General features: G+C 42.3%; 10 protein-coding genes and 1 pseudogene. 5 read left to right on the top strand and 6 right to left on the bottom strand.

Translation table 11 applies throughout. The features are described from left to right. Positions 1-140: 140 nt before the first annotated feature. From A4S05_RS32590 to A4S05_RS32580, 3 genes and pseudogenes are all read right to left on the bottom strand, one after another. Positions 141-440 (bottom strand): annotated as a pseudogene (locus tag A4S05_RS32590) (GDP-mannose 4,6-dehydratase); the annotation flags it as partial. A gap of 757 nt (positions 441-1197) precedes the next feature. Continuing rightward, on the bottom strand, positions 1198-1953 hold the full coding sequence (locus A4S05_RS32585) for an undecaprenyl-phosphate galactose phosphotransferase family protein (protein ID WP_069073909.1): 756 nt from the start codon (positions 1951-1953) through the stop codon (positions 1198-1200). Positions 1954-2064: 111 nt separating this feature from the next. Continuing rightward, complete coding sequence (locus A4S05_RS32580; protein ID WP_069073908.1) at positions 2065-3207, bottom strand: glycosyltransferase; 1143 nt, start codon at positions 3205-3207, stop codon at positions 2065-2067. Between the two features lie 278 nt (positions 3208-3485). On the opposite strand from A4S05_RS32580, the gene A4S05_RS32575 reads away from it, so the two are divergent. Continuing rightward, positions 3486-4424: an NAD-dependent epimerase/dehydratase family protein gene (locus A4S05_RS32575; RefSeq protein WP_069073907.1), complete on the top strand. Its 939-nt coding sequence runs from the start codon at positions 3486-3488 to the stop codon at positions 4422-4424. A 168-nt stretch (positions 4425-4592) separates the two neighbouring features. Here A4S05_RS32575 and A4S05_RS32570 read toward each other — a convergent pair whose 3' ends face one another. Beyond that, complete coding sequence (locus A4S05_RS32570; RefSeq protein WP_069073906.1) at positions 4593-5318, bottom strand: Uma2 family endonuclease; 726 nt, start codon at positions 5316-5318, stop codon at positions 4593-4595. 223 nt (positions 5319-5541) lie between these two features. Here A4S05_RS32570 and A4S05_RS32565 point away from each other — a divergent pair, with 223 nt between their 5' ends. Then, positions 5542-6420 carry an SMP-30/gluconolactonase/LRE family protein gene (locus A4S05_RS32565; RefSeq protein WP_069073905.1) on the top strand — a complete coding sequence of 293 codons (879 nt, stop codon included), beginning with the start codon at positions 5542-5544 and terminating at the stop codon, positions 6418-6420. 207 nt (positions 6421-6627) lie between these two features. Here the strand turns inward: A4S05_RS32565 and pgsA are convergent, their stop codons facing one another. Further along, complete coding sequence (gene pgsA / locus A4S05_RS32555) at positions 6628-7155, bottom strand: CDP-diacylglycerol--glycerol-3-phosphate 3-phosphatidyltransferase (RefSeq protein WP_069073904.1); 528 nt, start codon at positions 7153-7155, stop codon at positions 6628-6630. 174 nt (positions 7156-7329) lie between these two features. On the opposite strand from pgsA, the gene A4S05_RS32550 reads away from it, so the two are divergent. Next, positions 7330-8745 carry an aspartate ammonia-lyase gene (locus A4S05_RS32550; RefSeq protein WP_069073903.1) on the top strand — a complete coding sequence of 472 codons (1416 nt, stop codon included), beginning with the start codon at positions 7330-7332 and terminating at the stop codon, positions 8743-8745. Between the two features lie 270 nt (positions 8746-9015). On the opposite strand, the gene A4S05_RS32545 is transcribed toward A4S05_RS32550, so the two are convergent. Continuing rightward, positions 9016-11763: a cation-translocating P-type ATPase gene (locus A4S05_RS32545; RefSeq protein WP_069073902.1), complete on the bottom strand. Its 2748-nt coding sequence runs from the start codon at positions 11761-11763 to the stop codon at positions 9016-9018. A gap of 177 nt (positions 11764-11940) precedes the next feature. Here A4S05_RS32545 and A4S05_RS32540 point away from each other — a divergent pair, with 177 nt between their 5' ends. Next, positions 11941-13023 (top strand): DNA polymerase III subunit delta, encoded by a 1083-nt coding sequence (locus A4S05_RS32540; RefSeq protein ID WP_069073901.1) that lies wholly within the window; start codon positions 11941-11943, stop codon positions 13021-13023. Between the two features lie 73 nt (positions 13024-13096). Beyond that, complete coding sequence (locus tag A4S05_RS32535; RefSeq protein ID WP_069073900.1) at positions 13097-14068, top strand: Npun_F2552 family protein; 972 nt, start codon at positions 13097-13099, stop codon at positions 14066-14068. Positions 14069-14440 lie beyond the last annotated feature (372 nt).

Genomic DNA, 14440 nt, shown 5'->3' with positions numbered 1-14440 from the left:
CGGTAAGGGAAACTCTTTTTCAATCAATTCCCACTGTTCCCAACTCAGGTTACTACGATATGCTTTAGTCATTTGCTCACAAGGTGCTGATGCTTATAATTTCAGCTTAAGCCTTGTGAGCTTTCTTACAATTGCCCCCCACTTTTAAAACATCCTCTAACGTGGGATTGAGCGCCGAGGTTGTAAATTTCTACTGGTTTGACTTCTTCTAAAATGCGCCGCAACGTCGTACCGTCTGTCAAGTCACCGTAGTGAAGAAACAACCGCACTCCCTCTTTGTGGGGGTCTTCGTAAATGTGATCGATGCGGTCTGTGTTGAAGGTAGAAGTCCGGCGAATGATGCCATGAACCTCATAACCTTGTTCCAGTAAAAACTCACTTAGATATGAACCATCTTGTCCAGTAATACCAGTAATCAACGCTCGCTTCTGTTGCGTCATGCTCAATTATCCCTTATTGTCTTTGATTAAAAAGTTACAGCTAATCTGATACAACCTAGCAACTAATTGCTGAATTGCCTAATGGGAAACTACGAGTTCTTGTTGTTAAAAGACTTTTTCCGTAAATAAATATACTTAATAAAAAATAATTTGACACGTAAGCCAAGTACTAAATAGCTCAAGATTTTTGGATTATTGTATATTTCTTCTTGTACCAGATAGATAAAGATTATTTTTATGTAAGTTGTTTTTTTGTCAAAACTTCATATATCTCTAGTTTTATGAAGAATTATTGAAGAAGAATTCAGGAGTCAGAATTCAGGAGTCAGAATAAAGACGCTCGTTCGCGTAGTGTGTCGTAGACAAGACTCGCTAACGCTTCTCTACGAGACACTAAAAGCGTAGCTTGCAACTCTTACAGAGTACGCTATCAGTCGAGGATCAGGCGGCAAACGAGTCCGCAGCGTAGCGGTAGGAACGAGTGTTGCTAACGCTGCGAAGCACCGCCAGTCATACAGAATTCAGAATGAATTCTGACTCCTGAATTCTGTTCGATAAAATAGGCATGTTAAATTTAGACTTATGGCAAAAAGGCGAATCAGGGCAAAATAGCTAAAGGTTCACGCTTAGAGAAGTCTGAGTTAAGTATAAAAGCACAAATTTATAGAAAGCAAAGATAAGTAATTCTTTAGTCTTAGGGGAAGAATCGGTACTTAGGGGCATTAACTGCCCCACAGAATCCGCCCTAAGTAGTTACTCAGTATGCCCCGTTGTTTTTGGGTAGAATTACCACATCAACAGTTTTCAAGATGATCCATAAATCAAGCCAGAAATTCCTACATTTGACATAATGCAGGTCTATTTGGACTCTCCGAGGGTAGGGAATGTCATTACGCCCAGATACCTGCCACAAACCAGTAATTCCTGGACGGATTGTTAAAATCTCATCAATGTGACAACCGTATTTTGGCAGTTCTTCTGCTACCAAAGGTCGGGGGCCGACTACACTCATGTCCCCTTTTAAAACGTTCCAGAACTGGGGAAATTCATCTAAGCTAGTAATTCGCAAAAATCGACCAATTTTGGTAATTCGGGGGTCTTGTTTTAGCTTAAAACTGCTCTCAAATTCTTGTCGCAATTCGGGCGATGTTTCCATCATTTGCATGAGAATTTCGTCCGCATTGCTTACCATTGTTCGGAATTTAATACAATTAAACGCTTTGTAATTTTTCCCTACCCGTTCCTGGACATAAAAAATTGGGCCTTCTGAGCTAAAGGCAATCAGCAAGGTCAAAATTAAGTAGACAGGGAAGAACAAAATTAATACCGACAGCGAAAACACTATATCGAACAGTCGTTTCGCAAACTCTCCGTTTAAACCCTGAAAAGATAAACCTTTGGGCTTAACTTTTGGCGTGTTTGTTTTTTGACCGCGTTTTAAGAAACGCGTAGACGCTCTAGTGTCTTGCCTTACGCCTCGCTTGCCGGAGAGGAGTGAGCTCTGGGCAGTCATCATACTCCTTAATAATCCACACCACACATAGTCCCAATATTAAAGCCAAAATGAGATGCTTCTGGGGGAAATTGCCAAAAGCCTAAAAAAATCAGACGTTAGTCAAGACCATCATTGCAAAAAGGGTCTTTTTTCGTTGCACTTGTTTACAAAATCTAAATAACGAGCTGCAAAGATTTGCGGTGAAAACTGCGCGGCGTGCGATCGCATATACTCGGAATTGAACGAACCCTCATACATTTCAAACTTTTCTACTGCCTCCACCAAAGCCGCCTCTGTTTGCGTCTTGAAAAATATGCCTGTCCCTGTATCCGCGCCAAAGCGGATGTCTCGCACTGTTTCTAAAGCACCCCCTGCACCATAGGCTATTACTGGCGTGCCACACGCTTGTGCTTCCACTAGGGCAATACCAAAATCTTCACAAGCTGCATACACAAATGCCTTAGCCCTAGACATATATTTTTTTACCACATTATCGGGTTGCCAACCGAGTATTTGGATATTCGAGTTTGCCAGCTCGCGAATCTTGTTCATTTCATCTCCTGTACCAATGACTACTAATGGTCGTTTTAGTTGATTAAAAGCCTTGACAATCAACGATATTTGCTTGTAACTCACTAACCGAGAAACTGTCAGATAAAAGTCCTCTTTCTCAGACAGAAACGGAAATTCCGCAATATTCACTGGTGGGTAAATGACTGTTGCTTCTCGTCGATAGCAACGCCAAATCCGCCGAGCTGTGTGCTGCGAGTTGGCAATGAAGTAATCAACGCGATTGGCACTCAATACATCCCACTGGCGCAAGCGATGTAATAAATATCGCGTCACCCACCCAGGTAAACCATTACCCAGTTTGCTGTGGTGCAGATAATCAAAGGTCAAGTCCCAGGCATAGCGCATAGGGCTGTGACAGTAGCAAATATGCATCTGTTCGGGAGTGGTAAGAATTCCTTTGGCAACAGCGTGGGATGAAGACAAAATTACGTCATAATGCCGCAAATCAAGTTGTTCAATTGCCAAAGGCCACAAAGGTAAGTATTTTTGTATACCGTTGCGGGCATAGGGAAAGTTTTGGAGAAACGTCTTGCCAATCTGACGCTTATATAAATAACTTTCTCTATTGCTAGATTCAAAATCTATGAGGGCATACAAATCAGCATCAATGTGATTCAAAATTTCTCGGACAACGAGTTCTGAACCACCGGTGGCTTTGGGTGTAAGCCACTCATGAACCAGAGCATATTTCAAGGGCACAGCTAACTTGAATAAATGGAAAATACAAAGGCTAACTTGATGACGTTAACTGAAAAGTTTCCCTTGTGATTAATTAACGGGAAGCGCCCCAGATTAGCACATAAGACGGAATCTTTCCCAGAGAGGTTCCAGATGGATGCGGCAACCTGATAATCTCAGATTGGGCATGGGGCATTGGGCATGGGGCATTGGGCATTAGTTATTTCTTTTTGTCTCCCTAATTCCAAGTCCCCAGCCCCTACTCCCTCGATGAAAACTGATATAGAAAGGGTGAATTTATGCGAATTCTGATTATGGGTGGTACTCGGTTCATTGGTGTTTATTTGACTCAATTACTGGTGGAACAAGGACATGAGGTGGTGCTGTTCAATCGTGGGAATCGGCCAGCACCTTCTTTAGAGGGAGTAGGACAAATTATAGGCGATCGCACAGATGCTACTCAATTAAAAGCAAAGTTATCACAAGAAAACTTTGATGTCATTTTTGACAATAACGGGCGGGAACTTACTGATACTCAACCACTAGCAGAAATTTTTAAAGACCGAGTGCAACATTTTGTGTATATGAGTTCTGCGGGGGTTTATCTCAAATCTGACCAACTGCCCCACATAGAAGGTGATGCTGTAGATCCCAAAAGTCGCCATAAGGGTAAACATGAAACTGAAGCTTATTTGACTCAATTGGGATTGCCCTTTACTTCTATTCGTCCTACTTATATTTACGGGCCCCGTAATTATAATGAGTTGGAAGGCTGGTTTTTTGACAGAATTGTGCGCGATCGCCCCATTCCTATCCCCGGAAATGGCTTGCATATCACGCAGCTAGGTCATGTAAAAGACTTGGCACAAGCAATGACTCAGGTTTTGGGCAATAAACAAGCCGTAGGGCAGATTTATAATATCTCTGGCGATCGCTTTGTCACTTTTGATGGTTTAGCCCGTGCTAGTGCTGTAGCGGCTGGTAAATCGCCCGATGCTGTAAAAATCGTCCATTACGACCCGAAAAAGTTTGATTTCGGCAAACGCAAAGCTTTTCCGATGCGCGTGCAGCATTTCTTCGCTTCGGTGAATAAAGCGCAAACAGAATTAAACTGGCATCCTGAATATGATTTAATTTCTGGTTTACAAGACTCTTTGGAAAATGACTATTTGGCTAATGCAAAAGACAAAGCTGAAGTAGATTTCTCTGTAGATGAGGAGATTTTACAAGCTGTCTGAGTCAACTTAGAGCCTGGCGAATAGAATTCGCGGCTACACAGGCAAAGTCCGCCTCCGCGGACTAAGGTCAAATTAAGGGTTTGGAAACCCACGGAAGTGGGTTTTGTTTATGTAGACGCGGTTTCTAACCGCCCGTTTTGCGTTAAGTTGACTGATGCGATCGCATTTTCATAACTCATCAGGGTTAACGCCTAACTCGCGCAGTTGTGCTGCTAATCTGTTAGCACGTTGACTTTCTCGTTCTAGCGGCGTGGGAAGCCAGTTCCCGGATGCATCATACCAACGTAGCCACAATCTCTCAATTCCTTGGTAAGAACCTTGCCAAAGTCCTAAGCCCAGTTCCAAACCCGGCATCCACAGTCGTGGGGTACTCACGTCCAATTCGCTGTAACTATCTGCAACTAATTGGAATGCTTGGAGTTTGTTAGTGTAGCGGTCAAACACAATGTAGTAAGGAACTCGCAAAATCCGCTCATAAACTTCCCATTTGGTCGGCGGTTGGTTAATCTCGCGGAGAGTTTGTCCTAAGTCTTCTTTTTCAGTGCCAGGAGAAAGCAATTCTATCACTACAAAAGGAGCAACCCCTTCTTGCCAGATAACATAACTCAGACGCAAGTTTTGCTGTTCGTAGAGACGCGAAACTCCCACAGCAGCAAACCAGTCTGGGCGTTTGTACCACAGTGTATGCCGCAGGTCATAGTAAAGGTTTAAGTCACTGGCAACAAATACTTCCTCTGCTGGATAGTTAGGTGGACAGAAGGTTTCGCGCAGAAGTTGGGGCTGAAAAAGGTGAAATTCGTCAGGCAAACCAGAGTCCTCCGGGTATTCACTGGGAAGATCATACATGGTTGGTAGGACTTCTTTGGGAGAGAGAGGCGGGTCTGTTTGGTACATAAAGGGAATGTTGACCGACTAATTTTAAGTTAACGGATCGCAGTAAAGGTTGAGTCAAAATCAAAAATATTTTCTTCTACCTGGGGAAGACGCGATAAATTGCGTCTTTAGTCTTTACTGAAACAGGAATGAAAATTTTCTTTATTAGTCAGGCAAATATTTTTTAAAATTGCCTGAAGTCCACTCAAACTAGTTTTTGTAAATACTGTTATTGGTTGATAAAATGAGCCAGGTTTTGCAATATCCACTCCACAATGTACTAGATTCTCGTGCCCGCTTGGGTGAAGGGCCCATCTGGGATTCTACCCAAAACCTACTGTACTGGATCGATATTTACAACCATCGTGTACATCAGTTCAATCCGGCTACGGGGAAAGACTTGTTTTTTAATTTGGGAGATGTCGTAGGTGCGATCGCAACAGCAGGTAAAGATAGATTAATTATGGCGATGCGTCATCATCTGGCATTCCTCAATACCAAAACAGGTGAAGTTACTCCTATTTTGGAGATTGAAAAAAATCTGCCCAATAACCGTCTTAATGATGGCAAATGTGATCCTCAAGGTCGCTTTTGGATTGGTTCAATGTGTTCTTTAGAAAAACCACAGGCTAGCCTCTATCGCTACGATCGTGACGGTTCATTGCATGTGATGGAAACAGGATTGACTATCTCTAATGGTCTGGGGTGGAGTCCCGATCAAAAAACGTTTTACTTGAGTGATTCTCCTCAACAAAAAATATATGCTTACGACTTTGATTCAGTAACAGGTAGCATTACTAATCGCCGAATTTTTATTGATTTAACTCATGAATCTTTCTACCCAGATGGGTTAACGATAGATAGTCAAGGAAATATTTGGTCAGCTATGTGGGATGGCTGGTGTGTGATTCGTTTCAACTCTAAGGGTGAAGAGATATTGCGAATAAAACTACCTGTTCCACTCGTAACGAGTTGCACCTTTGGCGGCGAAGATTTGCAAACACTCTACATCACCACTGGCTCAGTTGGACTCAGCCAAGGGGAGATTGATAAAAGTTTCTACTCAGGTGATTTGTTTGCTCTCCAGACTGATGTTAGTGGATTACCTAGCTATGATTTTTGAAGATTATACAAACCGAAAGGAGACGTTTGCAGTCAAAGGCTTTGGTAGTGGTTTTCCTTGTGCTTGGCAATCTTCAATCAAAAGTTCCAGCACTTCCTCACCATTATTGAGAGCATCTGCGTATCTCCATGAGTGTGTGCATAGGGGCCAAACTCAGGTAGGCTGACAACGTACTTTTTATCTTCATTAGACCACTGAATTAGAATACTATATTGTGGTTTCATTAGTGCTAGCTTTTTGCGGCAAAAGATAAATACCCCCAGAGATTAAAGTAAAGGCTACAGAAACCCAAAAGGCAATTAGAGAGGGAGTTTGCCATACTTCAGGTAGGGGTGCAATCAGAAGTGCGATCGCAACTATTTGACTAACAGTTTTGAGTTTACCCCAAATGTTCGCCCCGGTAATTGTCGTTTGATTCACTCGCCAACCAGCGATCGCTAATTCCCGCGCTAAAATCAAAAACACTCCCCAAGCTGGCACTTTTCCTAGTTCAATTAACACCATTAACGGCGCAAGTACCAAAAATTTATCTACTAAGGGGTCAAGAAATTTACCCAATTCACTAACTTGGTTGAGTTTCCGCGCCAAATAGCCATCTAACCAATCAGTTAATGCAGCGACGATAAAAATCGCCAAACATATCCATCTAGCTTGTGCTGTGGGGTTGTACAAGCCATAAAGCAGAAATGGTACACCCAGAAGGCGAGAGAAAGTAATCCAGTTGGGTAAAGTCACGTCGCTTCGCTCCGAATTAAAAATTAAAAATTAATAATCTCCATAAATAAATTTAGTTGCCCTGCTATCAGGAAGAGGCAGAGGGGAGAAACTTACTACAACTTCTCTTTGTCTCCCCACTTTCCCCCTAAGCGTGGGAAAATCTGTTTTCTGAAGCTCTTTTAAAAGAATACTATGACTGAACACACAGAATTCCGCATCGAACGCGATTCGATGGGCGATCGCCAAATTGCTAGTAGCGTTTATTACGGCATTCAAACGCTGCGGGCTATCGAAAACTTCCCCATTAGCGGAATTAAGCCTTTAGCTACTTACGTAGATGCTGGGTTAATAATTAAAAAAGCTACAGCAATTGTGAATGGAGAACTAAATTGCATTCCCCAAGATATTAGTCAGGCGATTGTGCAAGCAACTGATGAAATCCTGGCAGGGAAGTTCCGCGATCAATTTGTTGTGGATGTTTATCAAGCGGGTGCTGGAACATCTCACCACATGAATGTCAACGAAGTTCTAGCAAATCGCGCCTTAGAAATTCTTGGTGAAGAAAAGGGCAATTACAAACGTGTTAGTCCCAATGACCACGTTAATTATGGACAGTCTACCAATGATGTGATTCCTACTGCAATTCGGATTGGTGGTTTATTGGCATTATCTAAGACATTACACCCAGCAATAGATGGTGCGATCGCAGCTTTAGAAAACAAAGCCGTAGAATTTCAACATATCGTCAAATCTGGCAGAACCCACTTACAAGATGCTGTACCCGTGCGTTTGGGTGAAAATTTCCGGGCTTGGGCGCAAATCTTATCAGAACACCAAAACCGGATTTATACTGCCTCTGGCGATTTGATGGTGCTGGGTTTGGGAGGTAGTGCAGCCGGAACGGGATTAAATACTCATCCTCTATATCGCGCCCGTGTGGTAGAAGTTCTTTCAGAATTGATTGATACTCCTTTAGAACCTGCGCCGCATCTCATGGCAGCTATGCAAAGTATGGCTCCATTTGTGAATGTTTCCGGTGCTTTACGCAACTTAGCACAGGATTTAGCCAAAATATCTCATGATTTACGGCTGATGGATTCGGGGCCAAAAACAGGTTTGAAAGAAATTCAACTGCCACCAGTGCAACCCGGTTCCTCAATTATGCCAGGGAAATATAACCCAGTAATGGCAGAGATGACATCAATGGTGTGTTTTCAGGTGATGGGTTACGACAGTGCGATCGCATTAGCCGCACAAGCTGGACAATTAGAATTAAATGTGATGATGCCGCTAATTGCCTATAACTTGATTCACAGTATCGAAATTCTCGGCAATACCATCGCTGTCCTTACAGAACGTTGCATTGAAGGAATCACAGCAAACCAGGAACGTTGTTTAGCTTATGCCGAAGGTAGTTTAGCTTTAGTAACCGCACTAAATACCCACATCGGTTATTTAAATGCCGCAGCTGTCGCCAAAGAATCTTTAGAAACTGGTAAATCTTTACGCCAGATTGTTCTAGAACGCGGATTGATGAGTGAAACAGACTTAGCCACAGTCTTAAATCTAGAACAAATGAGTGGTATCTTACCACTCAAGGTGGAATAGCTACGATGTACACACAAGTTGAATTACCCCCCTTAATCCCCCCTTGGAAAGGGTGGAAAAAGATATCTAGTTCCCTCCCCTTTGCAAGGGGAGGGTTAGGGTGGGGTAATTTAAAGACTGGTAGTGATTAGATAACTTGTGTGTACACCGTAGCCTTTGTAAGGGGAGGTGCCGCAGGCGGTGGGGTTCTTTCTATGCGTCTTCATAAAGAATTGGTATAACGCACCGAAAATTTAGGATGGTGTTTGTCTTGAAAAATAGCTGAGTGATTTAATTTGGCGGATCAAAACGATTTACTACTGTAGCCCACAAAATCATTGGTGAACCAACTGCTAAACAAAATAACCACTGCTGCAAGTTTAATGGTGCTGTTTCAAAAACTTCATTAATTAATGGCACATGAGCAAAAATAATTTGCAAAATAATTGCCCCTAAAATCCCAAAGCCAATAGCAGGAATATCAACATTCTCTTTAATTGTGCCGTCCATCTTGGCAATCAAATTCGGGATTAATTGACTAATACTCAATAAATAGAATATCCGTCCAGCAATGAGAGCGTTAATCGCCATTGTTCTCGCTAAATCGATATTACCCGTAGTTTGGCGGATATATTCAAATACTCCAAATATGACAATCCAATTAAATAGAGAAATTGCTAAGATTCGTTGTAACCGACTCCCTGAAATTAATGGTTCATTAGGATGACGGGGCGCTTGTTGCATGACGTTTTGCGCTTTTGGCTCAAAGGCTAAAGGCACTGTCATAGTAATGGAATTGAGCATATTTAGCCACAGAACTTGTAAAGATAAAATTGGTAAATCTCTGGCTAGCAATGTGCTAATTAAAATTGTCATTGATTCACCACCGTTGACAGGCAAAATAAAGCAAATTGCCTTGAGCAGATTTTTATAAACTGCCCGTCCTTCTTCTATAGCAGCTTCAATGGAGGCAAAATTATCATCGGTAAGCAGCATATCTGCGGCTTCTTTGGCAACTTCTGTACCAGTACCACCCATCGCAATACCAATATCTGCTTGTTTTAAGGCTGGTGCATCATTGACACCATCTCCTGTCATGGCAACGATTTCACCTTTTGATTGCAAAGCTTCGACTAAACGTAGCTTTTGTTCTGGGGCGACACGGGCAAAAACTACACCTTCTTGGGCAACTTGGGCAAGTTCTGTTTTATCCATTTTTGCTAGTTCTGCACCTGTGAAAGCCAGAACTGAGCCATTTTTGTTGATACCCATGCGATAAGCGATCGCCTGCGCTGTGATAGCATGATCGCCAGTGATCATTTTGACCTCAATTCCCGCTTCCTGACAGGCTTGGACTGCCTTAATAGCACTCTCACGCGGCGGATCGATCATTCCTTGCAAGCCGATGAAAATTAACCCGGTATCAATATCTGGATGATCTAGGGTATTTTGCCCATCGGGTACTACTTTTTTCGCTAAAGCTAATACCCGCAAGCCTTGGCGTGCCATAATATTGACTTCCCGCTCGATGCTGCTTTGCCGTAATGTTTCTACACAATCCAATGGGCGGGGTTGTCCATCAGTGTTCAACATCAGAGTGCAGCGCTGGAGAATTGCCTCGACTGAACCCTTGACATAAATAGTCTTACCTTGGGGTGTGGCGTGCAAAGTTGCCATGTATTGAAAGTCTGATTCAAAGGGAATCGCATCTACCTTTAGCATTTGCTTAAGTAAGGTAGGCTGACTAAAACCTGCTTTATTTGCTGATGCAATTAATGCCCCTTCTGTAGGATCTCCCATTACTACCCACCTACCATTTTTCTTTTCTAAGTGGGAATCGTTACACAACAAGCCTGCAATTAAACATTCTTGCAAACCTTTATGGCTGTTGAGGTTCACGGGTTTGTCATCTATCAGAATTTCGCCTTCCGGTGTGTAACCGATACCAGTGAGAGTATATTGATATCCCCCCGCATAAATTGCCTGTACTGTCATCTGGTTTTCTGTCAAAGTCCCAGTTTTATCAGAGCAAACAACAGTTGCACTTCCCAAGGTTTCCACGGCTGGTAATTTGCGGATAATGGCGTTGCGTCGCGCCATCCGAGAAACACCTATGGCTAGGGTGACTGTCACGACTGCTGGTAATCCTTCAGGAATCGCACTGACTGTTAAAGTGACTGCTGCTTCTAAAGCTTCTTCAAAACCTCGAAAGCTTAATCCCACCACAAAGCAGAGGGCTGCTAATCCTAACACCATATACAGCCAATTCTGGCTGAATTTATTGAATTTTCTAGTTAAGGGAGTAGAAATATCTGTGTGTTGCTCCATTAACTCAGAAATTCGCCCCGTTTCTGTGGCGTTCCCTGTGGCAACTACAACACCAGTACCTTGCCCAAAGGTAACGAAGCCACCCGCATAAGCCATATTTGTGCGCTCGGCGAGAGCAATATCTGGCTTTAAAATTTGAGTATTCTTTTCTACTGCTAGAGATTCACCAGTCAGAGCAGATTCATCTATTTGTAAATTTTTAACCTTAATTAACCGTAAATCTGCTGGGACTTTATCACCAGAAGTAAGCAAGACAATATCTCCAGGCACTAACTCACCAGAAGCAATGCGTAATTTTTGACCATCACGGATGATGGTTGCTTCGGTGGTAATTGCTTTGGCGAGGGCTGCGATCGCACTTTCGGCTTTTGATTCTTGAATAAATCCAATGATGGCGTTGGTGGTAGTCACTCCCCAAATAACACCAGCATTCACCAAGCTGCCAGTTAGCGCCTTTACTAAACCCGCACACAACAAAATAATCAGCAGTGGTTGGTTAAATTGCAGTAAAAATTTTAACCACCAAGCTTTGCTTTTCTTGCCTGTGAGTTCGTTTGCTCCCACTTCAGACAATAAGTGTTTGGCTACTACACTACTCAAACCATTCTCAGCATCACTATCCAAGCGAGCGATCGTTTCAGAAATTTCCAAAGTATGCCAAACGGTGAATTGCTTTTCTTGGGATGCAATGGGAGATGCTGCCTGTACCATATTTATTCCCTTTGATGTAGTGTTAAATAAGTTTTAGCACTAAAAACAAGTGCTAACTATAAATAAGCACTAATAATAGTTTACTGTTATCATCATTACTTTCAATGCTTGCTCAGTAGTCACGCAAGTGAGTATGCTTGCCATTAAGTGGGGATTAAAACCAAGGACAAAAGCTAGGTGAATTTGGATTTGTCTACTCCTTTACAATTAGTTGGGCGATCGCTAGAATTTCAGCGAATTGTCGAAGTACTAGCCCAAGATGGAGACTTGCTGATTACTGGCGTACCTGGTAGTGGGCGACGAACTTTAGTGCGAGGGGCTGCTCAAGAAGTTGGTGCGATCGTCTTGGAGATAGACTGCATCCGCGCGACAGATGGAGAGCGATTTATCCTACTGCTAACAGAGACAATTAGCCAAAACTGGGAAGCAGCACAAATTCAAGACTGGGTGAGCAACTTTGGGAATGAGTTTTTTGTCTTTCATCCAGAAGGTAAACTTAAGTCGTTGCGTTCCCTGAACCAAAAGCAGTTATGGCAAGCATTTGAAATTTTGCTCAATTTGCTCCAAATTATGGCTATTGGTTTAAATAAGCGGGTAGTGCTGATTTTGCAGAGTTTTCCGCACATTCGCTCTTGGGATCGTAATGGTTTGTGGGAAGCCACATTCAGACGAGAAATCAATGTACAAACTCATGTCAGCTACGTCTTAATAGCAACCATAGCTGAGATCAGCCATCATCCAGATGAAACAAACTATCCCCTTGAAACTATACAGTTAGCTCCCTTAGCTAATGACGTTTTGGCATTGTGGGCGAGGGAGATATTGCATATACAAGGAATGAAATTTGATTCTCGCTCCCAAGCACTACAATTATTTTTAGATGCTGTCCAAGGACACATTGGCGACGCAATGGCAATAATTCGCCGCTTACAAACTTTTTCTTATCCTGATGGGTTAATTAGTGAAGCAGCAGTGCAGCAGGCAATAGAAGGATTACTCAAAGACTTGTCTTTAGTTTTTGAATCTTTACTAATGTTATTGCCAGCCAATCAGGTGCATCTTTTAGAATCTTTGGCTTTAGATCCTACAGATAAACCACAAAGTAAAGAATATATTCAAAAACATGGTCTTTCAAGAGGTGGTAGCCTTCAGGGATCGCTGACTGGATTACAAAACAAAGGTTTAATTTATAGTGCTGAACAGGGTTATCAACTAGCATTACCTTTATTGGCTTTGTGGTTACGGCAGAGGTTAAGCTAGTACGCGAGATTTTAGAGAATTGGTATAAATAGGAAGATAGAAGAATATCTTCATTACTGGTAATTTATTATCCATGCAGACTCAAAAATCATCTGTTAGTCTCATCCGGGCTACATCTTACGAACGAGAGGCTTTACGAGAATCCTTAGTCACGCTGCTGGAACCTTTTGGAGGAATGGCAGCGTTTGTGAAAAAAGGCGATCGCGTTTTACTAAAACCTAATCTACTTACAGGCTCGCGTCCTGGTAAAGAGTGTATCACCCGTGCCGAACTAGTTTACGAAGTTGCCCAGATGGTAATTGAGGTTGGCGGTAAGCCATTTTTGGGCGATAGTCCTGCTTTTGGTAGTGCTAAGGGCGTTGCAATAGCAAATGGCTATCTGCCTATTTTAGAAGAACTCAATCTTCCCATCATCGATTTTCACGGTCAGCGTTACCAAACCATTAGTGACAATTTTAACCATCTGCGGCTGTCTAAAGAAGCAATGGAAGCAGACGTAGTGATTAACCTACCTAAAGTAAAATCTCATGCCCAGTTGACATTAACACTGGGCGTAAAAAATCTGTTTGGTTGCGTCCCCGGTAAAATGAAAGCTTGGTGGCACATGGAAGCTGGAAAAGACGCCAATAGATTTGGTGAAATGTTAGTAGAAACTGCTAGGGCTATTAATCCTAACTTAACCATATTAGATGGCATTATCGGTCATGAAGGTAATGGCCCTAGCAACGGTAAACCTCGCCAACTGGGTATTTTAGCAGCGGCATCAGATATATTTGCCTTAGATCGGGCAATGGTAGAAATCCTCAATGTTCCTCCCGAACAAGTACCCACAGTTGCAGCTTCCCAAAGGCTAGGAGTTTGTCCAGAACTAGCTGCCATAGAGTTTCCGCATTTAAATCCTGACTTATTAAAAATAGAAGATTGGCAGCTACCAGACAAGTTGATGCCCATTGATTTTGGTATGCCCCGCGTCATTAAGTCTACGTTTAAGCATCTTTACACCCGATTTATCAAGGAACCAATGAGTGTTTACGGAAGAGAGTAGGAAGATAAGGAGACAAAGGGAATAATCCATACCCAATCCTCAATCTAATGCAAACTTCGTTACAGCAATTTCATTTATTAGCAGAGTAATCTGTAATTACCCTCCGATTGCTTAACCAGACCGCCCTATCATAATTTAGTGGCGGTTTTTTTAGCTCACTAATTTTTTATACCGATTCTGGTTTTAGATTTTGATTTATAGCATTTCTCAGTCTGGTGAAGTACAGTAACAAGAATGGGTAAACCAATTATAAATATCAGTTAACGAGACTTGAGTAAAAGCAGTTTCAATTGCTTTTGCTAAGTCTGGATAACTTCTAGCTCCAATAGAACGTAGTGAAGTTTTAATTTTTGACCAACAGTTTTCAATTGT

It is taken from the genome of Nostoc sp. KVJ20 (assembly GCF_001712795.1).
Lineage (GTDB): Bacteria > Cyanobacteriota > Cyanobacteriia > Cyanobacteriales > Nostocaceae > Nostoc.
The sequence above is the reverse complement of the archived record's forward strand: the minus strand, read 5'-3'. Positions and strand labels throughout refer to the sequence as shown.

Bases quoted from the DNA above. Each gene is read 5' to 3' on its own strand.
- A4S05_RS32585 (WP_069073909.1), bottom strand. From the start codon at position 1,953: ATGACTGCCCAGAGCTCACTCCTCTCCGGCAAGCGAGGCGTAAGGCAA.
- A4S05_RS32575 (WP_069073907.1), top strand. From the start codon at position 3,486: ATGCGAATTCTGATTATGGGTGGTACTCGGTTCATTGGTGTTTATTTG.
- A4S05_RS32570 (WP_069073906.1), bottom strand. From the start codon at position 5,318: ATGTACCAAACAGACCCGCCTCTCTCTCCCAAAGAAGTCCTACCAACC.
- A4S05_RS32565 (WP_069073905.1), top strand. From the start codon at position 5,542: ATGAGCCAGGTTTTGCAATATCCACTCCACAATGTACTAGATTCTCGT.
- A4S05_RS32550 (WP_069073903.1), top strand. From the start codon at position 7,330: ATGACTGAACACACAGAATTCCGCATCGAACGCGATTCGATGGGCGAT.
- A4S05_RS32545 (WP_069073902.1), bottom strand. From the start codon at position 11,763: ATGGTACAGGCAGCATCTCCCATTGCATCCCAAGAAAAGCAATTCACC.
- A4S05_RS32535 (WP_069073900.1), top strand. From the start codon at position 13,097: ATGCAGACTCAAAAATCATCTGTTAGTCTCATCCGGGCTACATCTTAC.